General features: G+C 66.9%; 20 protein-coding genes. 12 read left to right on the top strand and 8 right to left on the bottom strand.

Translation table 11 applies throughout. The features are described 5' to 3' along the window. Nucleotides 1–73 precede the first annotated feature (73 nt). Nucleotides 74–976: a LysR family transcriptional regulator gene (locus D9X30_RS04660; protein ID WP_153949250.1), complete on the top strand. Its 903-nt coding sequence runs from the start codon at nucleotides 74–76 to the stop codon at nucleotides 974–976. Nucleotides 977–992: 16 nt separating this feature from the next. Here D9X30_RS04660 and D9X30_RS04655 read toward each other — a convergent pair whose 3' ends face one another. Next, nucleotides 993–1,457, bottom strand: a complete 465-nt coding sequence (locus tag D9X30_RS04655) for a hypothetical protein (protein WP_153949251.1) — start codon at nucleotides 1,455–1,457, stop codon at nucleotides 993–995. Between the two features lie 435 nt (nucleotides 1,458–1,892). Here D9X30_RS04655 and D9X30_RS04650 point away from each other — a divergent pair, with 435 nt between their 5' ends. Further along, complete coding sequence (locus D9X30_RS04650; protein ID WP_228771017.1) at nucleotides 1,893–3,137, top strand: MFS transporter; 1,245 nt, start codon at nucleotides 1,893–1,895, stop codon at nucleotides 3,135–3,137. On the opposite strand, the gene D9X30_RS04645 is transcribed toward D9X30_RS04650, so the two are convergent. Beyond that, nucleotides 3,121–4,284: a zinc-binding metallopeptidase family protein gene (locus D9X30_RS04645; protein WP_153949252.1), complete on the bottom strand. Its 1,164-nt coding sequence runs from the start codon at nucleotides 4,282–4,284 to the stop codon at nucleotides 3,121–3,123. The two genes, D9X30_RS04650 and D9X30_RS04645, sit on opposite strands and share 17 nt — an antisense overlap. Nucleotides 4,285–4,398: 114 nt before the next feature. Then, complete coding sequence (locus D9X30_RS04640) at nucleotides 4,399–5,118, bottom strand: DUF2076 family protein (RefSeq protein ID WP_153949253.1); 720 nt, start codon at nucleotides 5,116–5,118, stop codon at nucleotides 4,399–4,401. 130 nt (nucleotides 5,119–5,248) lie between these two features. Here D9X30_RS04640 and pip point away from each other — a divergent pair, with 130 nt between their 5' ends. Continuing rightward, on the top strand, nucleotides 5,249–6,199 hold the full coding sequence (gene pip / locus D9X30_RS04635) for a prolyl aminopeptidase (RefSeq protein ID WP_153949254.1): 951 nt from the start codon (nucleotides 5,249–5,251) through the stop codon (nucleotides 6,197–6,199). 396 nt (nucleotides 6,200–6,595) lie between these two features. On the opposite strand, the gene D9X30_RS04630 is transcribed toward pip, so the two are convergent. Then, nucleotides 6,596–9,034 carry a DUF3772 domain-containing protein gene (locus D9X30_RS04630; RefSeq protein WP_153949255.1) on the bottom strand — a complete coding sequence of 813 codons (2,439 nt, stop codon included), beginning with the start codon at nucleotides 9,032–9,034 and terminating at the stop codon, nucleotides 6,596–6,598. 155 nt (nucleotides 9,035–9,189) lie between these two features. On the opposite strand from D9X30_RS04630, the gene D9X30_RS04625 reads away from it, so the two are divergent. Further along, on the top strand, nucleotides 9,190–9,594 hold the full coding sequence (locus D9X30_RS04625) for a VOC family protein (protein WP_153949256.1): 405 nt from the start codon (nucleotides 9,190–9,192) through the stop codon (nucleotides 9,592–9,594). 143 nt (nucleotides 9,595–9,737) lie between these two features. Beyond that, on the top strand, nucleotides 9,738–10,115 hold the full coding sequence (locus tag D9X30_RS04620) for a c-type cytochrome (protein WP_153949257.1): 378 nt from the start codon (nucleotides 9,738–9,740) through the stop codon (nucleotides 10,113–10,115). Between the two features lie 9 nt (nucleotides 10,116–10,124). Here the strand turns inward: D9X30_RS04620 and D9X30_RS04615 are convergent, their stop codons facing one another. Further along, complete coding sequence (locus D9X30_RS04615; RefSeq protein WP_153949258.1) at nucleotides 10,125–11,015, bottom strand: LysR family transcriptional regulator; 891 nt, start codon at nucleotides 11,013–11,015, stop codon at nucleotides 10,125–10,127. Nucleotides 11,016–11,133: 118 nt separating this feature from the next. Between D9X30_RS04615 and D9X30_RS04610 the strand changes: the two genes are divergently transcribed. The 3 genes from D9X30_RS04610 to D9X30_RS04600 are packed head-to-tail and all read left to right on the top strand — an operon-like array spanning nucleotide 11,134 to nucleotide 14,939. Further along, entirely contained in the window at nucleotides 11,134–12,705 is a 1,572-nt protein-coding gene (locus D9X30_RS04610) for an AMP-binding protein (RefSeq protein WP_153949259.1), read from the top strand. A gap of 16 nt (nucleotides 12,706–12,721) precedes the next feature. Continuing rightward, nucleotides 12,722–13,897: an acyl-CoA dehydrogenase family protein gene (locus tag D9X30_RS04605; RefSeq protein WP_153949260.1), complete on the top strand. Its 1,176-nt coding sequence runs from the start codon at nucleotides 12,722–12,724 to the stop codon at nucleotides 13,895–13,897. Between the two features lie 43 nt (nucleotides 13,898–13,940). Beyond that, nucleotides 13,941–14,939, top strand: a complete 999-nt coding sequence (locus D9X30_RS04600) for a tripartite tricarboxylate transporter substrate-binding protein (protein WP_153949261.1) — start codon at nucleotides 13,941–13,943, stop codon at nucleotides 14,937–14,939. Between the two features lie 108 nt (nucleotides 14,940–15,047). On the opposite strand, the gene D9X30_RS04595 is transcribed toward D9X30_RS04600, so the two are convergent. The 3 genes from D9X30_RS04595 to D9X30_RS04585 form a co-directional block, all read right to left on the bottom strand. Next, nucleotides 15,048–15,560, bottom strand: coding sequence for a pilin (locus D9X30_RS04595; RefSeq protein ID WP_283780731.1), 513 nt, complete (start codon nucleotides 15,558–15,560; stop codon nucleotides 15,048–15,050). A gap of 237 nt (nucleotides 15,561–15,797) precedes the next feature. Continuing rightward, on the bottom strand, nucleotides 15,798–16,115 hold the full coding sequence (locus tag D9X30_RS04590; protein ID WP_153949262.1) for a YnfA family protein: 318 nt from the start codon (nucleotides 16,113–16,115) through the stop codon (nucleotides 15,798–15,800). A gap of 261 nt (nucleotides 16,116–16,376) precedes the next feature. Then, nucleotides 16,377–17,318, bottom strand: a complete 942-nt coding sequence (locus D9X30_RS04585; RefSeq protein WP_153949263.1) for a LysR family transcriptional regulator — start codon at nucleotides 17,316–17,318, stop codon at nucleotides 16,377–16,379. A 132-nt stretch (nucleotides 17,319–17,450) separates the two neighbouring features. Between D9X30_RS04585 and D9X30_RS04580 the strand changes: the two genes are divergently transcribed. The 4 genes from D9X30_RS04580 to D9X30_RS04565 form a co-directional block, all read left to right on the top strand. Next, nucleotides 17,451–19,280: a gamma-glutamyltransferase family protein gene (locus D9X30_RS04580; protein ID WP_153949264.1), complete on the top strand. Its 1,830-nt coding sequence runs from the start codon at nucleotides 17,451–17,453 to the stop codon at nucleotides 19,278–19,280. Between the two features lie 45 nt (nucleotides 19,281–19,325). Further along, nucleotides 19,326–20,303, top strand: a complete 978-nt coding sequence (locus D9X30_RS04575; RefSeq protein ID WP_153949265.1) for a Bug family tripartite tricarboxylate transporter substrate binding protein — start codon at nucleotides 19,326–19,328, stop codon at nucleotides 20,301–20,303. Nucleotides 20,304–20,305: 2 nt separating this feature from the next. Next, nucleotides 20,306–20,815, top strand: coding sequence for a GAF domain-containing protein (locus D9X30_RS04570; RefSeq protein ID WP_153949266.1), 510 nt, complete (start codon nucleotides 20,306–20,308; stop codon nucleotides 20,813–20,815). Between the two features lie 202 nt (nucleotides 20,816–21,017). Then, the coding region (locus D9X30_RS04565) for a transposase (protein ID WP_194946451.1) at nucleotides 21,018–21,258 on the top strand (241 nt) is incomplete at its 3' end.

The raw sequence follows: 21,258 nt of genomic DNA, 5'->3' as shown, positions 1-21,258 counted from the left end.
ATAGGCGTGGCTTCGGTATATTAGAAATGAATATCCGAAATTCCAGCCATTAACCTTTGCTATGCCATCAGCCATGACGAACCTGCGCCGCCTCGACCTGAACCTGCTGGTCACGCTGGATGTGCTGCTGTCGGAGCACAACGTCACCCGCGCCGCGGAGCGCCTGCACTATTCGCAGCCAGCGGTCAGCGTGCATCTGGCCCGGCTGCGCGAGATCTTCGACGATCCCCTGCTGTTGCCGGGGCCGCGCGGCATGCGGCCCACCGCGCGTGCCGAATCGCTGCGGACGCCGCTGCGCGAGGCGCTGGCCGCGCTGGAGCTTGCCGTGTCGCCCGAACGCCCATTCGATCCGGCCGTGGCCACCCACACCTGGCGGATCGCGGCCACCGACTACAGCGAATCGACGGTGTTGTTGCCGGCGCTGGCCCGCCTGCGGCAAGCCGCGCCCGGCACCCGGGTGGCCGTGGTGGAGATGGTGCCGGCCAGCCTCGTGCGTCTGGCTGAACGTGGCGATATCGACCTGGCATTCCACACCACCGAAGGCTCGCCGGCATCGCTGCATCGGCTGCCGCTGTTCACGGAGCGTTACGTGCTGGTGGGCCGCGCCGGGCATCCGCGCCTGAAGCGCAAGCCCACGCTGGCGCAGTTCTGCGCGCTGGAGCACGTGATCGTGTCGCCCGATGGCGGCGGCTTCTTCGGCGTCACGGACGAGGCGCTGGCGGCGGCGGGGGTGTCGCGCCGTGTGGCGTTGTCCGTGCCACATTTCCTGTACGTGGCGGCGGTGGTGGGCAGCACCGATCTGGTGGCGATGCTGCCCGCGCGGCTGGTGGCCGATAACCCGGCGCTGCAAATGGTGGATGCACCCGTCGAAGTCCCCGGCTACGAGATGTCGATGCTCTGGCACGAGCGCCTGCATCGCGATCCCGCGCACCAGTGGCTGCGGCAGGCCATCGTTGCATCGCTGCCCGCCGCTTGAGCAGGCGACCCCCGATTCAGTTGCAGGCCGTGCCCGGCACGGGCTTGCCGGTGGTGGTCAGCCCCTGGCAGGCATCGCCAGCCACCAGCGGTGCGTCGCCGGACTGCGGCGGAGCCAGGCGCAACTTGCCCGCCACGGTACAGCAGTTGCGTGGCACGCTGACGTGTTGCGACTGCGGTTGTCCCTGCGAGGGTGGCGACTGTTGCGGCGAGGGTTGCAAAGGCGGCAGCGGCTGCGAGGACGGCTGCGCCGAGGGCGGATTCGATGGCTGCGGTGACAGCTTGATCGTCGGCATCGACTTGCTCGACGAGGATGCCGGCCCCGAGGCGTCGGGGCCATCGGCATCGGGCGCCATGCAGCTGCCCATGTTGCAGATCCGGTCGCCCTTGCACTGCATGTCGTGCTGGCATCCCTGCCCAAGGGCGGGAAGGGTCCAGGCCAGGCCGATGGCCGAAAGAAACATAGCATTACGCAGGGACATATCCCCTCCCACCCGATAAAACGCGCGGCACCCGGCGCCATGCTTCGTGGGTACGGTGCCCCGGCGTCGCATGTATCCAGCATAGGGCGACCCGTGCATGCCCCGCCATGCTCTTGTGCCCTATCCCACAGTGGCGGACCCGCACCGGGATACCGGCGGATACAGGACTCCGGCGAAGGGGCATTGCGCCGGGCTCCGGCAGCGAAAACGGTTTTGCTTCACAATAGCGCCCTCGCGTAGGCGGTGCCGTCCCCGGCGGCGCAGCGTAGTACTACGTAGCAGCATCACCCCGTTTCGCCCGTATCACCCGCATCACCCCGTATTACTCATTACGACGCCGCACCGGAGCACGCTGGAGCCCCCGAGGCAGGACGCAAGATCCCGCCCGCCAGTCCGCGGCGCAAAGCCATAACAAGTGTCTCGCGATCTCTCCTCATGACCGTTCCTTCCGGCAATTTCAGTAACGTCCCCGATCCTGCCCCGCATGCGCTCGCCGATACGCCCCGCGACCGTGCCGCCGACCGCCGCGCGCTGCTGGCGCTGGGCGTGGGCAGCTTCGGCATCGGCACAGGCGAGTTCGTCATCATGGGCCTGTTGCCCGATGCCGCACGCGACCTGGCCATCAGCATCCCCGAGGCCGGCCACCTGATCAGCGCCTACGCGCTGGGCGTGGTGATCGGCGCGCCGCTGCTGGCGGTGCTGGGTGCACGCTGGCCGCGCCGCAACCTGCTGATCGCGCTGATGGCGTTCTTTGCCCTCGGCAACGTGGCCAGCGCGCTGGCGCCGACCTATCTGTCGATGCTGGTCCTGCGGTTGCTGACCGGTTTTCCGCACGGCACCTACTTTGGCGTGGCGGCGCTGGTGGCGGCCGGGCTGGTGCCGCGCGAGCGCCGCGCCCAGGCCGTGGGCCTGGTCATGCTGGGCCTGACCGTGGCGACGCTGGTGGGCGTGCCCATCGCGGCCGGCATCGGCACGTGGCTGGGCTGGCGCGCCGCGTTCATGATCGTGGGCGCCATTGGCGCGCTGACGGTGCTGCTGGTCTGGCGCTGGGTGCCGTTCGTGCCGGCCGACCGCCATGCCAGCCCGCTGCGCGAACTGTCGGCGCTGGCGCGCAAGCAGGTGTGGTTCACGCTGGCCATCGGCGCGATCGGCTTTGGCGGCATGTTCGCCGTGTTCAGCTATGTCAAGCCGACCATGCTCGAAGTGGCGCACATGCCGGCCAGCGGCATCCCGATCGTGCTGGCGCTGTTTGGCGTGGGCATGGTGGCCGGCAACCTGGCGGGCGCCAAACTGGCCGACCGCGCATTGATGCCGACCGTGGGCGGTGTGCTGGTGTGGTCGGCGCTGGTGCTCGGCGCGTTCGTGTTCACGGCGCACCACGCCTGGCTGGCGTCGCTGAACGTGATGCTGGTGGGTACGGCGGTGGCGCTGGGCCCGCCGCTGCAGATCCGGCTGATGGACGTGGCCGGCGATGCACAGACGCTGGCCGCCGCGCTCAATCATTCGGCCTTCAACATGGCCAACGCGCTGGGCGCGTGGCTCGGCGGCGTGACCATCGCCGCCGGCATGGGCTGGACATCCACGGGCTGGGTTGGCGCGCTGCTTGCGCTGGGCGGCCTGGTGGTGTTCGCGTGGTCGCTGTCCAGCGCGCCGCGCCGTGACGTCACCGTGACGGCTTGATGTCCGGCTTGATGCCAGGGTTGGCGGCGGGCGCGCCGGCTGGCTTGGCCGCGGGCTCGCCGGCCGGCTGCGGTGCGGGGCTGGCATGCTCGCGCGCCGCCGCATCGATCACGCGATGCACGAACTCCAGCTTAGCCACCACGGCCGGCGACAGTGTGAACGGGTAGCCATCCGGCACGCCCAGGCTGCGGTTCAGGCTGTTCAGCACGTAGGTCAGCGGAAACCAGCGTTGCATCAGGCTGCGGAAGGTGGCGTCCTCCACGGGCGTCCGGTCGGTCAGCGTCGGCTCGCGCGGGCTTTCCGGCTTGAGCACCAGCCCGCATGACTGGGCTGTGTCAAGCGTATCCACCATATGCAGGTAGTGCGCCCAGGTTTCGGCCCAGTCTTCCCAGGGATGCATCGTCGCGTAGGCGCTGACGAACGACGCCTGCCAGTCGGGCGGCGCTCCGTGGTCGTAGTGCCGTTGCAACGCCGCCGCGTAGTCGGCGCTTTCGTCGCCGAACAGCTTGCGGAACGGTTCGATGCGCCGCGTGCCGGCAACCAGCCGGTTGAAGTAGAAATGTCCCACCTCGTGCCGGAAGTGCCCAAGCAGGGTGCGATAGGATTCGCCCATCTCGGTGCGGGTGCGCTCGCGGTACGCGTCGTCGGCTTCGGCGATGTTGATGGTGATGCGGCCGTTGTCGTGCCCGGTCATTGCCGGGTCGTGCGGGCCGGTGTTGGCCAGGAAGTCGAACTGCAGGCCCGATACGGGGTCGTCATCGCGCGAGATGACCGGCAACCCCAGCGACAGCAGTGTATAGAGCAGGCGCCGCTTGGCGGATTCCAGCCGGTACCAGTACAGGCGGTTCTCGGGTGCGTCGAGGTTGGGGATGGTGTGGGTCAGCTTGCAGGCCTCGCACAGCGTGCCGGGATCGTCCGCGGGCACCATCCAGTTGCAGACGGCCTCCACCTGGTAGTTGTGACAGCGGCGGAACATGGCGCCGTGGGCATCGGGATGCAGGCTGCGCCAGCCGCCGGCATCGTCGCCTTCGAAGGCTGCCAGCTGCGATATCGCAGGAATGAAGCCAAGCGTGGCCTGGCAGCGTTCGCAGGCGATGTTCTCGAAAAACACCAGGTTGTCGCAGCGATTGCAGTGGAACGTCTTCATGGCGCCGGCTCCCCTTGCCGGGCAGGTGGCGCCCGGTTGACCTGATCGTGCCCGCAACGGGGCGGGCCGGCAACCGGAGGCTGTCCTACAAAGGCGGCCTGCGCCGCCGTGAGGTCAGAAGAACGACGAGTCGTCGTCCTGGCTGGCGTCGACGTAGTCGTCCAGCCCGTTGTCCAGGTTGCCGTTGTCGGCCAGCAGCGCGTTGTCGCGCTGGCCGCCGCCGCCACTGTTATCGTCGCCGTAGAAGTTGTTCACCACGGTCTCGGAACCTGCCGCCGGCTGGCCGCCAAGGAAGCCACCGCCGCTGTTGCCGCGATGGAACAGGTTTTCGATCCCCTGGAACAGCATCGCGCCGCCCGCCACACCGGCAGCCGTGGTGGCGATGGTGCCGAGCGTGCCGCCCAGCCCACCGCCCAGGAAGCCCGGGCGGGACGCCTGGGCCGGTTGTGCCGGCGCGGCCTGGTACTGCGGCGCGGCAGGGGGCGCGGAAGGATAGGGCTGCTGCGGCGGATACTGCGGCGCCGGGGCAGCCTGCGGCGCGCGGCCGGCGCTGTTGCCCCAGGTGGCGTCGTTGTCCAGGAAGCCGCGTCCGCCGTTGCCATTGGCGGCCTGCGCCGCCTGCAGCTGCGCCTGAAGCGAATGGATCTGCGCCTGCGCCTGTTGCAGCGCGCGGTCGAGCAGCATCGAACGCTGCACCAGCAGATAGGCGGTATCTGGCTGGCGAGCGGCGGCATCGGCAATCATTGCCGCCGCCTGGGCGTCCTTGTTGTCCACGCGCGCCTGGGTCAGCTGGTTCAGGAAGGCTTCCAGTGCTTGCACGTCTTGGGGAGTCATGGCTTCACCTCTTGAGGTTCGGTTGCGGTACGGCTCAAATCTAGGGCCGCAGACTTAAACGAAACTTAAAGCAACCGGCGTGGCCGGGGGCTACACTTTTGTTTCGAATGATCTTCACGCGAAACAATTCATGTCCGCCCTGCGCACGCTCTATCCCGAAATCGAACCCTACGAGACCGGCACGCTCGACGTGGGCGACGGTCATGTCCTGTATTTCGAACGCGTCGGCACGCGCGGCGCCAAGCCGGCCGTGTTCCTGCATGGCGGGCCCGGCGGCGGCATTTCGCCGGACCATCGCCGCCTGTTCGATCCGGCGCGCTACGACGTGCTGCTGTTCGACCAGCGCGGCTGCGGGCAATCCACGCCGCATGCGTCGCTGGAGGCCAATACCACCTGGCATCTGGTGGATGACATCGAGAAGCTGCGCCAGTTGATCGGCGTGGAACAATGGCTGGTGTTCGGCGGCTCGTGGGGTTCCACGCTGGCGCTGGCCTACGCGCAGACCCATCCGGCGCGTGTCAGCGAACTGGTGCTGCGCGGGGTCTACACGGTCTCGCAGGCCGAGCTCGACTGGTACTACCAGTTCGGCGTGTCGGAGATGTTTCCCGACAGCTGGGCGCGCTTCCAGGCCCCGGTGCCTGCCGCCGAGCGCGGCAACATGATGGCGGCCTATCGGAAGCTGCTGACCGGCGATGACCGGCAGAAGCAACTGGAAGCCGCGCGCGCCTGGAGCGTCTGGGAAGCCGAGACCATCACGCTGCTGCCCAACCCGGACATTGCCGCCAAGCACGACGAAGGGCACTTTGCGCTGGCCTTCGCGCGCATCGAGAACCACTACTTCACCCATCGTGGCTGGCTCGAAGATGGCCAGCTGCTGCGCGATGCCCACAAGCTGGCCGGCATTCCCGGCGTGATCGTGCATGGCCGCTACGACATGCCGTGCCCGGCACGCTATGCCTGGGCGCTGCATCAGGCCTGGCCCGACGCCGACTTCCACCTGATCGAAGGCGCGGGCCATGCGTGGACCGAGCCCGGCATCATGGACCAGCTTCTGGCCGCCACCGACCGCTTTGCGGCGTAGATTCCCGGCAAATCGAGGAATGTATCTACCCGCCGCAAAGCGCGTGGCGATCGAACGATCGTGCGCCTATACTGGCTTCTGTTGCGTTGCAGCAATGTCTGCCATGCAGGCGGACATGGTTGTTGCAGGGTCCGAAGTCAGAGTCTGGAGAGCACGATGGTTCCTTGCGAACTTTGCAAGAACCTGCTGGGTCGTCCCGGTCATGTTCCGCCCCATCCGCGCCTGGCGCGGTCCGGCGATGCGACGATGCACGCCGGCAGGCAGGTCTTTGTCTACACATGCCAGCATTGCCATCAGAGGATCATGCTGTCCACGCACGATGATGGCGCCGATTACTGGACCGGGCACGAGCCCGGCGGACCCTAGGCCCTGCCGGGGCGGCGCCCGTAGCGGCCGTCAGGTGCCCAGCGCCGCCGCCATGTTTTCCACGCGCAGCGTCTGGGGTTCGGACAGCGAGATATTGGCCGCCCGCAGCCGCTTGAGGATCTCGAACAGCAGGTCGCTCTTGGTGCCGGCCGCAATGCGCGGACTGCTCACATAGCCCGTGACGCTCAGCGTGATGCCATTGGACGCCAGCTGGCTGAACGTGACCGACGGCGCGGGAATGTCCAGGATGCTGTCGTTCTCGCGGTAGACCTCCAGCAGCAGGTCGCGCACCGCTTCGGGGTCGGTGTTGAGCGGGAACGTAAGCTGCAGCGTGGCCACGCCCTGCGTGCTGTTGCTCATCGTGACGTTGCGAACGTTCTGCGAGATCAGCTGCGAGTTCGGCACGATCACCGTCGAGCGGTCGCCCAGCTGGATCTCCGTGGCGCGCACGTTGATGCGGCGGATATCGCCTTCCACGCCGGCCAGGCTGACCATGTCGCCCACTTTCACCGGCCGCTCGGTCAGCAGGATCAGGCCCGACACGAAGTTCTTCACGATCTCCTGCAGGCCGAAGCCGATACCCACTGACAGCGCGCTGACGATCCACGCCAGGTTTTCCCATTTCACGCCCAGCAGCGACAGCGTCAGCAGCACCAGCAACACGTAGCCGACATTGCTGAACAGCGTGATCAGCGATGCGCGCAGGCCCGGCTCGGCGCAGAGCTTGGGCAGCAGTTCGGCGTCGAGCCAGCGGCGCACCGAGCGCAGCAGCCAGATGCCCACGGTCAGCGCGATCACAGCATTGAGGATGCGGTCCGGCATGATGTTCATGCTGCGCAGCCGTTCGCCGCCCAGCACGATCAGCAGGCTGTTGAGCAGGTCTACCGGCGTGGTGCCGAAGCCGCCCGTCAGCAGGGCCAGCACCGCCAGCAACAGCAGCACGCTGGCACCGATGCCGGACAACACCGTCGACACCTGTTCCAGGTGCGAATCGCCCACCCCGAACAGCTGCTTGATGATCCGGCCGCTGCGATGGCTGGCCGAGAACAGCGCCTCGCAGATGTCGCGCGTGAGCTGGGTCAGCAGGTACAGGCTGCACAGCACGATGTCGAACCAGACCAGTTCGTAGGTCAGGAAGCGCGCGAAGCTGATGTAGCCGATCAGCAGGGCACCGAACGACACCGCCACGATCAACGTGACGGCCGCGTGGATCAGCCCGGCCAGCGTGGCGCGCTCTTCGGGCCGCTCGCCGGCGGCCACCAGTTCGCTGCGTACGCGGTTGGCGCGCAGCAGCGCCGCCCCGATGGTCAGCACCACCACCAGCGAGACCACGCCGCGTCCGAGCAGCGTGACCTGCACCGTGGTATCGGCCATGCGGTTCAGTTGTTCCACTGTGCCCGCGAGCAGCAGCAGGCCCGCCAGCACCGTGGGAAACGGCCGCAACGCCAGCGCCACCGGGTCGGCCAGCGCGGGCAGCCGCCAGCTCGGGTGCCGCGTGCAGAGCAGCGCGCGGCCCAGGCCGGCGATCAGCGCGCTGGTCATGGTCAGCTTGGCGATCTCGTTCATCAGGTCCTGCAGCGCGGGCGATATCTCGTCGCCGCCCGTGAAGGCCGCATAGACGATGCGCACAGCCAGCGCCGTGGTGGCCACGGTGGTCAGCGCCGTGGCCAGTGCGAGCGCGCTGCGGCGCAGGCGCGTTTCGGGCAGCTGGGTCAGGCAGAACCACGCCAGCCCGCGTTCCAGCAGGCGCCGGCCCAGCGACCAGACCGCCAGCGCGAGGGCCAGCAGGATGATGGTCTTGCCGCGCTGCGATGCATCCCAGGCCAGCCGGATGCGCGGCCCGATGTCGTCGGTAAAGTTGCCCAGGCGCTCGCGGTCTTCCTCGGACACCTTGAACAGCGGCGTCCAGAAGGCGGGGTTCAGGATGCTGTCCGAGCGCAGCGCGAGCTGGTCCTTCAGGCGGCTGCGCTGCAGCTTGGCCAGCTGGTCGCGCAGGTGGGCGATGTTGTCCTTGCTGTCGGCGGCCTGCTTCAGTTCGTCGTCAAGCTGGCTCTTGCGCGCGTTCAGTTCCGCCCGCTGCCTGATGACGGCGGGCGCTTCCTTGGCGGCGTCCTTGGCCTTGCTGTTGGGGCTGGCTTCGGGCGGCGGCCCGAGCAGGTCTACCTGTGCCTGCAACTGGGCGCGCTGCGGCGTCAGCGCCGCGGTGAGCTTGTCGACATCGTCGTCGAGCTGCTTCAGCGCGTCGTTGAGATCGCCCAGCTTGATGTTGCCGGACGCACTGGACGCCTGCTGTTTCACGCGATCCTGCTCGGACTGCAGGCGCTTCAGTTCGGAGATGGCTTCGGCGTGCGTCAGCGTGGGAATTTGCTGCGCTTCCGCCTCGGAGGCGGGTTCGGCCGCGAAACCTGCGGGCACTTGAATCAGTGCCGCGATGACAAGGCTCATGATAAGCCAGGAGATTCGGCGCATGACTTGGGGCGCGGTGGTTGACCGGCCCGGCAGTATAAAAGCCGCGCTCCGCTGGCCCGGTGTACATTACGCCTTGCACTGCACAGCCACACATGCTGTTACATAATCGCCGCTCCCGGGGGCCACCTCCGGGACCACGAAAGGACGCCCCCGCCATGACGCTAGCGATCGAACGCCTTGACCATATCGTGCTCAATGTGAAGGACGTGGAGGCCAGCGTGGCCTGGTACGAACAGGTGCTGGGCATGCAGCGCGAAGACTTCGCGTCGCGCACCGGCAATCGCGTGTCGGTCAAGTTCGGCCAGCAGAAAATCAACCTGCGCCCGGTGGGCGAAGACACGGTGGCGTGGTTCACCGGCGTTCACCCGACGTCGGGCAGCGACGATCTGTGCTTCATCACGAAGATGCCGCCGCAGGAGGTGGTCGCCCATTTCCTGGCACACAAGGTGGCCGTGGAAGTCGGGCCGGTGCAGCGCACCGGCGCGCTGGGGCCGATGACGTCCGTGTATTGCCGCGATCCCGACGGCAACCTGATCGAAGTGGCGAGTTATCCGGTGTAGCAATACGCCTCGAGGCGCGTCCAGGCGCGTCATATGGCAGGCGCTTGCCTTGTTGTTTCAACGCTGCCGGTTTGCTCCCCTCTCCCGCGCGCGGGAGAGGGGCKGGGGGAGAGGGCAGGCCGATTCCATTCTCATCACGCATCATGAAGTACGCTGCACCGCTTGCATTCGCCCTGTTTGCCGTCACCGCTGCCCATGCCGCCGGCGATATCGACAAGGGCAAGGACATCTTCGCCACGCGCTGTGCGTCCTGCCACCACGTGGGTCCGTCGGCCCGGGCGGCCTTCGGGCCGCAGCTGAACGGTGTGTTCGGCCGCAAGGCCGGCGGGACTGACGACTACCGTTATTCCGATGCGATGAAGGCGTCCCCGGTGGTCTGGGGCGACGACACGCTGCGCGCGTTCCTGCAATCGCCGGCCAAGGTCGTGCCCGGTACGAAGATGCGCTTCTGGGGCATGAGCAATGCGCGCCAGCTGGACGACCTGCTGGCCTACCTGCGCACGTTCCCGCCGCAGCCATAGCCGCAGCCGTTATGCCACGTGGGCTTCGAGGATGTCGATCATCCGCTGCGCGAGCGGGGACAGGTAGGCCCCTGCGCGCGTGATGACGCCCACGCGGCGTCCCAGGTCCAGCGCATCGGCACGCAAGGCAATGGGCCGCAGGCCCAGGCGCTTGCTGTTAGTCGTCGATCCGGCAATGCACAGCATCTCGGTGCCGCGCACCAGGTCGAACAGCGTGGCGCTGCCGAAATCCGTCTCCACGCGCAGCATAGGCGCCGGCAGGCCGATGCTGGCAAAGGCGCTGTCGATCTGCTGGCGGATCAGCACGTGCCCGGTCGGCAGCAGCCAGTGCTGGCCCACCAGATCGGCCAGTGTCAGGTTGCGCCGGCGCTGCAGCGGGTGGTTTTCGTCGGCTACCACGGCCAGGCGGTCAGTAAACAGTTCGCGCGTGGCCAGCGCCGGGTTGGCCTGGCGCGGCAGCGGGGCCACGGCCAGGTCCAGTTCGCCGGCCTGTACCTGGTCCATCAGCTCGCGCGCCACGCGCATGCTCAGGCGCAGCCGCGCCACGGGCCGCTCGCGCAGCAACTGCTGGCAGGCGCCCAGCACCAGCGCGTTGGGCATCGAAGGCGAATAGCCGAGCCGCAGCAGGCCCTGTTCGCCAGTCTGAATGCCGCGCATCTCCTTGATGGCATCGTCGTATTCGAGCCGGATGCGCCGTGCCCGCTCCAGAAATACCGTGCCGGCCTGCGTCACGCGCATGCCGAGCGTGGTGCGCTCGAACAGCGGTACGCCCAGTTGCGCCTCGACCCGCTGGATCGCCTTGGTCAGCGCCGGCTGGGTCATCCCGAGCGCCTCCGCGGCGCGGCCGATGCCACCGTGGGCGCCCACCGCCAGCACATAGTCCAGATCACGTGTCTCCATTGTGCCTTGTGTTCCTCATTCCCGTTGTTTATGACTTGATGCCAGTCGCGACATTGTGGTGATGCCCGCCATCTTACAGACTTGGCTCACACCACAACATTCAAATTGGGAGACCACGATGACGTTCGCCTACTTCCTCCGGCGTGCGGCGCGCTACTGGGGCGACAACCCCGCCGTGCTGTACCGGGACCGCGTGCTGACCTACCGCCAGCTGGACGAACGCTCGACCCGGCTGGCCAATGCGCTGCTGGCGCTGGGCTTGCGGAAGGGGGACCGCGTGGCGATCCAGTCGCGCAACTGCCCGCAGATCGTCGAGATCGAATGTGCGCTGTACAAGGCAGGGCTGGTCAAGGCGGCACTGAATCCGCGGTTCACGGCCAACGAGGCGTCGGACGTGGTCGAGAACTGCACCCCGCGCGTGATGATCGCGGGACCCGGCTATACCGGCTACACCCGTGACACACGCGGGTTTGGCTGTGTCGAGCATTTCATTGCCATCGCAGGCGCGGAAGGGGGGGAAGGGAGGGAAGGCGCTTATGCCGCCTACGAATCCCTGATCGAGCGCGGCGCGAATTCGGCAATCGACTATGTGCCTCAGCCCGACGACCTGGCCGTGCTGCATTTTTCATCCGGTTCGACGGGCAAGATCAAGGCGGCCATGCAGAGCTACGGCAACCGGCTGGCGTCGATGCGCAAGATGATTCTGACCATGGACCGCCCGGCGCGCCCCGGCGACCGGCTGGCGCTGATCGGCCCGGTCACGCATGCGTCGGGCATGCTGATGCAGCCCTATCTGTTCCTGGGCGCCACGCTGGTGCTGTTCGAGAAGTTCGAGCCCGCCGGCTTCCTGGCCGATGTGGCGCGCCTGAAGCTGACCCACGTCTTTATGGTGCCGGCCATGATCAACATGCTGCTGGCCGAGCCGACACTGGCCACGGCCGACCTGAGCAGCCTCAAGACGCTGGCCTACGGCGCCGCGCCGATGGCGCCGGCACGCATTCGCGAGGCCTGGGAACGCATCGGCCCGGTGCTGTCGCAGGGCTACGGCGCGAGTGAATCGACCTCGGGCGTGACGCGCCTGTCCACGGCCGACCACGCGCTCGCGATCGAAAGCAAGCCTGAGCGGCTGGCATCGTGCGGCCGCGCGCTGGGCGAAACCGAAGTGCGCGTGGTCAACGAGCGCGGCGAGGAGGTGAGCGGCGATGAAATTGGCGAACTTGTGATCCGTGGCGAGGATGTATTCCAGGGCTACTGGGGCGAGCCCGACCTGACCCGCGAGGTGCTGATCGACGGCTGGCTGCATACCGGCGACCTGGCGCGCGTGGATGCCGATGGCTACCTGTACCTGGTGGACCGCAAGAAGGACATGATCATCTCGGGCGGCTTCAACGTCTATCCGACCGAGGTGGAGGCCACGCTGTACCAGCATCCCGACGTGATGGAAGCCTGCGTGATCAGCGTGCCCGACGACACCTGGGGCGAAAGCGTCAAGGCCGTGGTGGCGCTGTGGCCGGGACGGCAAGCCAGCGCCGCAGAGTTGATCGGGCACTGCCGCGCGCGCATTGCCGACTACAAGTCGCCGCGTTCGGTGGACTTCGTCGCCGAACTGCCCAAGAACGCCAGCGGCAAGCTGGCACGCAAGCTGGTGCGCGAGCAGTACTGGCTCGGCGCCAGCCGCCGCGTGAACTGATCCACCGAGAAAAGACATGTTCGACCATCTGACCAATCCCGTGCTGATCGAAACGCGCGCAGCGGTGCAGCGGTTCATCGACGAGGAACTGCTGCCGCTGGAACGCGAACTGGGCCTGGGCACCGAAGACCCGTGGCCGCGCGACGTGCTGCGCAACGTCTGGCGCCGCTCCAGCGAACTAGGGCTGTATGCGGCCTGCCTGCCGGTGGAACTGGGCGGCAAGGGCCTCAATGTCTCGGAACAGTGCGCGCTGAAGGCCGACCTGGCCGCCAGCGGCGCGGTGCTGGCGCCACACGTGCTGGGCGACCTGGGCGGGCCCCCGCGCGTGGGCAATATGCTCAAGTACGCCACGCCTGATCAGGTGGCGCGCTATTTCGAGCCGGTGATCCGGGGCCAGAAATCCACCTGTTTCGCGCTGACCGAGCCGCATTCGGGCTCGGATGCGCAAAGCATCCGCACCAGCGCGGTGGTGGATGGCGACGATCTGGTCATCAACGGCGAGAAGCACTACATCAGCGGCGCGCCGTTTGCGGACTTCGCCATCGTGATGTGCGTGACCGATGCCACCACCACGCCGCCGTCGATCACGGCCGTGCTGGTCGATCTGGACCTGCCCGGCGTGACTGTCAGCACCGAGTACGTGCCGATGTCGGGCCAGCATATCGACGCCGACATCCGCTTCGACAACGTGCGTGTGCCGCGCGCCAATATATTTGGCGGCGAAGGGCGGGGGTTCAAGCTGGGCATGTCGCGTATCAACGTGAACCGGCTGCTGCATTGCCCGTCGATGCTCGGGCTGGCCACGCGCGCCTACGAGGCATCGGTGGCGTACGCGGGCCAGCGCCGCCAGTTTGGCGGGCCAATTGCGCGCTTCCAGGCCATCCAGCATATGCTGGCCGACATGGCGGCGGCGCTGTGGGCGTGCGAGAGCATGATCGCGCAGACCGCGCTGCTGGCCGATGCCGGTGCCGACCTGCGCATGAAGGCGGCCGCGTGCAAGCTGTTCGTGTCGGAACGCTGCTTCGAGGTGGCCGACAAGGCCGTGCAGATCCACGGCAACCTGGGCGTCACGCGCGGGCATCCCGTGGAGCAGACCTGGCGCAAGCTGCGCATGTTCCGCATCTTCACCGGCACCAGCGAGATCCAGCGCAACACCATCGCCAAGGCCATCCTGGACCCGGCCGGGGCCTGATGGCGCCACACGCGCCACGTACCAAAAAAAGACAGGAGACAACATGAATCGTCGTCAATGGCTGGCTACGGCGGGCGCCGCAGCCGGTGCCGCCGCACTGGGGGGCGTGATGAGCCGCGTGGCCGTGGCCGCCGCGCCGTATCCGTCGCGCCCGATCCGGCTGATCGTGCCGTTTATCGCGGGTACCGCGCCCGATTCCATCGCCCGCACCATTTCGGCGGAACTGTCGCCGGTGCTGGGGCAGCCGCTGGTGGTGGAGAACATCGGCGGGGCCGGCGGCATCATCGGCGCCCGGGCGCTGAAGCGCGCCGAGCCCGATGGCTACACGCTGGGCATCCTGGCCAACCAGCATGTAATCAACGTCCATCTCTACAAGGACCAGCCCTACGACGCGGCCAACGACTTCACGGCGATCTCGGCGCTGTCGGGCGGCCCGGTGATCCTGGCCGTGCCGGCATCGTCGCCATTCAGGACGGCGCGCGAGCTGATCGACGCGATGAGGCAGAAGCCCGGCGCGCTGAATTACGGCTCGGGCGGCAAGGGCAGCGTCTCGCATCTGGCCGTGGAATCGCTGCTGCACCAGCACCATGTCGAGGCGGTGCACATCCCGTACAAGGGCGCCAGCGAGATATTGACGTCGATGCTGAGCGGCCAGACGCAGTTCGGCATGCCGGTGATGTCCACGGCGGCGCCGTTCCTGCGCAACGGGCAGATCCGTGCGCTGGCGGTGTCATCGGCGGCGCGGACCGGCTACTTCCCGAACGTGCCGACACTGGCGGAATCGCTGCCGCCCGGCTTCGTGCTCGATAACTGGAGCGGCCTGTTCGCCCCGGCCGGCCTGCCGGCGCCCATGGCGAAACGGCTATTCGATTTGGTGGCGGCGCTGCAGGGGAGCGGCAAGCTCGACGCGACGATGAAGGCCAATGCGGGAGAACTTCGGAAAAGCGATTCGCCGGATCAGTTCACGCGGATGGTGGTGGCGGATAACGCGAGATATGGGAAGCTGATCGGGGAGATTGGGATGCGGGGGGAGGCGGGGTGATACGGCGGAGACGTTGATTGCTGGAAAAGAAAAAACCCCTGGGGAAAGGCCAGGGGTATTTTCGACTGCTCCTGCCGTAGAGAGCTTAGGCAGGAATTGTCGGAGCTATTACGTGCGGCAATTTGCCGGCGCGTACTTGCCGAGAAGCGTTGCTGCAGTCGTCGGTGCCGGGCCAGCCGTCGGCAGCGTCGACGCGGTTTTGTCTGCCGAGAAGCATTCCCAAGTCACCGAACCACCCGCCGGCACCGTGTTTACGGCCAGTGCGACATCAGCCGACGACGGTACCAGAACCAGCGTGCCACCGCCGGCCCGTGCGGTGTAGGTAATGGTGATTTCACCAGTGGTCGCGTTGATCGTCATATCCGATACGTTTTGGGTCAGCGTCGGAATCGTCCAGCCGCTGGCAAACGCGACCCCGTTTGCCGCGTTTTCAGTAACCGAAGTCTTGGCGGCCGCCGCGAGGGACATGCCCTCCGTAACGCGAGCGCGGACCATATAGTCTTGATATGCCGGAATCGCAATAGCAGCCAGGATACCGATGATCGCGACCACGATCATCAGTTCGATCAGCGTGAAACCCTTCTGGACCCGTTGGTGGATTCCCATCCGTGCTTTTTTCATGGAATTGACCCCTTTGAATTAGTTGAGAACAGCAGCTGCTGTCGGGGTCCTATAGAGCAACAGGTGTGCCAGCTCACATTCCGGCCAGAAATCGTTGAAATGTGAGATTTCTTGTCACCTGTAACCAGATGTGTCTGCCAATTCCTGTCACCCCACTCTGGGAGGGTGTGGATCAAGATGCATAAAGTGACGGATTTTGTCAGAAAAAGTGGCGCTTAATTCGCCCTTAATCTGATGTCAGCGCGGCTGAAACACAATCACGGCCATGCCGGCGACGGCGATTGTGACACCTGTCATATCCCAGATGCTTGGCCGCACGCCGTCCACCAGCCAGAGCCAGACGATGGCCACTGCTATATAGATACCGCCGTAGGCGGCATAGACCCGGCCCGAGGCGTCGGGGTGCAAGGTCAGCAGCCAGGCAAAGACCGCCAGCGACGCCGCGCCGGGCAGCAGCACCCAGGGGCTGGCGTTCTGACGCAGCCAGAGGTAGGGCAGGTAGCAGCCGAGGATTTCGGCCAGGGCGGTCAGGACGTAGAGTGCAACGGTCTTCATTTGATTGTTTGTCTTTGTTGATGGAAGGTGCTGGCGGTTCAAATTGCCATATGTCGGCAAGCAGAACCTCGATGCCCTCTCCCCCAGCCCCTCTCCCATTGCATGGGAGAGGGGAGAACACCACGAGGCCTTCGAAGGCGGCGGTTTGCTCCCCTCTCCCGCACGGCGGGAGAGGGGTTGGGGGAGAGGGCAGGCCCATCCCCATCCACCGCCGCCCATTCCCACTACCCCACCGCCGCCTTCGCCGCCCCCCAAATCCCACTACCCCACCGCCGCCTTCAACGCCGCCACCAGCGGCTTCACCAGATCGTTCTCCTCCGACTCGCGCCGCCACATCAAGACCACGGGCGGCAAGTCCCAACTCAGAGAAAACGGCAGCGTCGCCGCGTCGCCCAGTTCGATCAGTTCGGCGGCCACGGCACGCGGCACGATGGTGATGGCGTCGGGCTGGCTGCGCAGCAGCGTGGCCATCGGCTTGATCGAATAGGTTTCGACGATCGGCAGCGGCGGCGCCACGCCGGCCACCGCGAACATCGTATTGATGGTGCGCCGTACCGGCGTATGCGGCGGCGGCAGAATCCAGTCGAGTTCGGCCAGCCGCTTCCAGTCGAGGTCGCCGCGCGACAGCCGCGCCCTGGCCCGCGAAGGTACCACGAGCACCGGCTCTTCCCGGTACAGCGGCTCCTGCACGATATCTTCGCCCGCCAGGTAGAACGAGCGCGCAATCGCGCAGTCCAGTTCGTGCTGGCGCAGCGCCCCAACCAGTTCGTCGGTGGTGCCTTCGCGCACGACCACCGAGAGGCGCGGCTGCTGGTTGAGCCCATACGCCAGCGCGGCGTCCAGCACCGCGCGGGCCGTGTACGGGATCACGCCCAGCCGCAGCCGGCCACGCCGGCCGGCCTCGATCACCGCCAGTTGCCGGCCCAGCGCCTCGGCATCGGCCAGCGTCATGCGCGCGTGGCTCAGCACGGCCGCGCCGGTGGCCGTGGGCTCCAGGCCATTGCGCGTGCGCGTGAACAGCGGCGTCATGAAGATGTCCTCGATCTCGCGCAGTGCCTTGGTCACGGCCGGCTGGGACAGGTTCATCTCGGCCGCTACGCGCGACACGGATCGCTGCCGCTCCAGCGCCAGCAGCAGCGGCAAATGGCGCAGACGCAGGCGCGACACGATCTGATGCAGCAACTTGTCGGTGGCAATCGGCATGGCGGGGCGAGAAGGCGGCGAATGGGTATAACCGAATGGTAATGCAACGATAAGTTATTCGACGTTGGCAGTTATTTCCGCTGCCTATACTCGAATCACAAATCAAATGCATCAAACAGGAGTCATTTGCCCATGTTTACGACACGCCCCGAGATCGTCGGCACGTTCGGCGTAGCTGCTTCCACGCACTGGCTGGCCACACAGACGGCCATGGGCGTGCTGGAGCGCGGCGGCAACGCATTCGACGCGGCCGTGGCGGCAGGCTTCGTGCTGCAGGTGGTGGAGCCGCACCTGAACGGCCCCGGCGGCGAGGTGCCGATCCTGTTCTGGAGCGAAAAGGACCGCGCGGTGCGCTCGGTCTGCGGCCAGGGCCCGGCCCCGGCGCTGGCCGACCCCGAGGCGCTGCGCAAGCAGGGCATGGAACTGATGCCCGGTATCGGCCTGATGCCCGCCACGGTGCCCGGCGCGTTCGGCGCGTGGCTGACCATGCTCCGCGACCACGGCACGTGGTCGCTGGCCGACGTGCTGGCGCCGGCCATCGGCTACGCACGCAACGGCTTCCCGCTGGTGCCGCGCATCTCCCAGGCCATCCTGGCCGTTCAGCAGCTGTTCCGTGACGAATGGCACAGCTCGGCCGATACCTGGCTGCCCGATGGCCGCGTGCCGCGCCCCGGCGCACTGCATACGCTGCCGGTGCTGGCCGATACCTACACGCGCATCGTCGAGACGGCCGTGAGCCGGAGCGACAGCCGCGAAGGCCAGATCGACGCGGCGATGCACTGCTGGTATCGCGGCTTCGTAGCCGAGGCCATCGACGCATACTGCCGCACCACCCCCGTGCGCGACACCACCGGCGAAAAGCACACCGGCCTGCTGCGCTACGACGACCTCGCCGGCTGGAAGCCCACCGTGGAAGCCCCGGTCTCGCTCGACTTCGGCCGCTATGCGGTGGCCAAGTGCGATATCTGGAGCCAGGGCCCGATGTTCCTGCAGCAGCTTGGCATGCTGCGCCACGCCAATCTGGATGCCCACGCGCCGACCTCGCCCGAATTCGTCCACACCATTGCCGAGGCCGCCAAGCTGGCGATGGCCGACCGCACCGCCTGGTACGGCGATCCGTTGTTCGAGGACAGTCCGCTCTGCGCGCTGCTGAACCCGCACTACCTGGCCGCGCGGGCCGCGCTGATCGGCGACCGCGCGTCGCTGACGATGCAGCCGGGGGCGCTCAAGGGCCGCGCGCCGCGCATGCCGGACCTGACCGTGGCCGACCGCACGCTGGCCGCGGCCGACACGCGCTTCGGCATCGGCGAGCCCACGTTCGCGGCGCTGCCGCCCGTCAGCGAATGGGCCGAGCGCGAAGTGTTCGTCGGGGACACCTGCCATATCGACGTGATCGACCGCCACGGGAACATGGTGGCGGCTACGCCGTCGGGCGGCTGGCTGTCGTCGAGCCCCACCATTCCGGCGTTGGGCTTTGCGCTGAACACGCGCCTGCAGATGACGTGGCTGGAGCCGGGCCTGCCCAATACGCTGGCACCGGGCAAGCGCCCATGCACCACGTTGTCGCCGTCGCTGTGCCTGCGCGATGGGGAGCCGTACATGGTGTTCGGCACGCCCGGCGGCGACCAGCAGGACCAATGGTCGCTGGCCTTCTTCATGCGCCATGCGGTGCACGGCATGAACCTGCAGGAAGCCATCGACGCGCCGGCCTGGCATATCGACCATTTCCCGCAATCGTTCTGGCCGCGCCAGACCACGCTGAACCGCATCACCGTCGAGTCGCGCTTCCCGGCCGCCACCATCGAAGCCCTGCGCGAGCGCGGGCACGAAGTTCGCGTGGGGGAAGACTGGTCCGAAGGCCGCATGTCGGCGTGCACGCGCGAGCGCGACGGCAAGGGTCGGCTGGTGCTGCGCGCGGGCGCCAATGCGCGCGGCATGCAGGGTTATGCCGTGGGCCGCTGAATCGCATCACATTAGACAGTCCGAAGACAGAAGGGGAGTTGCATCATGAGGTCCGTATTGAAAAGCCTGCTGTGCGGTGCTGCCGCGCTGGCCATGTCGTTCGCCGGCCACGCCGCGGCCGCCGACGCCTATCCCGCCAAGCCGGTCACGCTGATCGTGCCCTGGGCCGCCGGTGGGTCCACCGACATCCTGGCGCGCGTGCTGTCCGAGCACCTGACAAAGTCGCTGGGCCAGCCGGTGATCGTCGACAACAAGCCCGGTGCGTCGGGCAACATCGGCTCGGCGATGGTGGCGCGTGCCCAGCCCGACGGCTACACGCTGCTGATCGGCTCGATGAGCACGCACGCCATGAACCCGGCGCTGATGGCCAACATGCCGTTCAAGGGCGTGGAAGATTTCACGCCGTTGGGCCTGCTGGCCTACGTGACCAACACGATGGTCGTGCATCCGTCGGTGCCCGCCAATAACGTCAAGGAACTGATCGCCTACGCCCGCGCCAATCCGGGCAAGCTGGCCTACGCCAGCGCCGGGCCCGGCTCGACTAACCACCTGAGCGCCGTGCTGTTCGAGAAGATGGCGGGCATCCAGATGCTGCACGTGCCGTACAAGGGCGGTGCGCCGGCCGTGGTGGATACCGTGGCGGGCCAGACCCAGCTGCTGTTCTCCGCCGGCACGCAGACGCTGCCGCACGTGAAGGCCGGCAAGCTCAAGCTGCTGGCCGTGACCGAGGCCAGGCGGTCGCCGCTGCTGCCCAATGTGCCCACCGTGGGCGAGACCATCCCCGGGTATGAACTGTCGGTGTGGTACGGCGCGTTCGGCCCGAAGAACATGCCGCCCGCGCTGGTGGCCAGGCTGAACACCGAAATCAACCGCGTGATGTCGCTGCCCGAGGTCAAGGCCAAGATGGACGCGATCGGCGTGGAAACGGCGACCTCGACGCCGCAGGAGTTCGGCAAGATCCTGCGCCGCGATGCCGACCGCTACGGCAAGCTGATCAAGGACCTGGGCATCCACGGAGAGTGACGATGGCAAGCGTCGATACGCTGGGCCACTGGCAAACGCACCTGCATCCGCTGTTCGACCGCCTGCGCGCCGCCGCCACGCCGCAGGCCGTCATGGACGCCGTTGGCGCGGCCACGCTCGATATCGTCGGGCCGGGTTTGCTGACGATCAACGCCTGGCACGTGGAAAGCCGCGAAATCCGCCGGCTGTGGTCATCGGACCCGTCGGCCTACCCGCCCGGCGGCAAGAAGGTCAAGGGCGATACCGGCTGGACACGCCAGCTGCTGGACCGTGGCGAAGTCTTCGTGGGCGAAGGCGACGCGGCGCTGGCCGCCGTATTCGACGACATCGCCACGATCCGCGCGCTGGGCCTGAACGGCGTGGTCAACGTGCCGCTGTGCCACGGTGGCCGGGTAATCGGCACGTTCAACTACCTGGCCGGCGTGGAATCGTGGACCGCCGAGGACATCACCGCGCTGCGGATATTGGGGCAGTTTGCGGTGGGGGCTGTCCACGAGGCAAGCGTGGACTGATCGTTGTCTCCCTCTTCAGCAGTGCGGGAGAGGGGAGCAAGCCGACGGAGGTTGAATGGCGGGCGGTGTTCTCACTCTCCCGCCACGCGGGGGAGGGGAGCAAGCCGACGAAGGTTGAATGGCGTGCGGTGTTCTCTGTAGTGGTCCAATTTCCTCAGACAGGTCGATAGGTGGAAAATCACGATCGACGAGGAAAGACGACATGACAAAGCAACGCCGCAAGTTTGACGCCGCCTTCAAGCTGGAGGTAGTCCGGATGGTCCGGGATCAGGGCCTATCGGTCGCTGAGGTTTGCCACACGATGGCGATTGGGGAGACTGCCCTACGGCGCTGGCTGGTCCAGTATGACCTTGAAGTGGCTGGCGGCAAGGGAGTGGGCAAGCCGCTGACGCCTGAGCAGCAGCGCATTCGCCAGCTCGAAGAGGAAAACCGCCGCCTGAAGG

Origin of the sequence: Cupriavidus sp. U2 (genome assembly GCF_009663685.2) — a bacterium.
Taxonomy (GTDB): Bacteria; Pseudomonadota; Gammaproteobacteria; order Burkholderiales; family Burkholderiaceae; genus Cupriavidus; species Cupriavidus necator_C.
The sequence above is the reverse complement of the archived record's forward strand: the minus strand, read 5'-3'. Positions and strand labels throughout refer to the sequence as shown.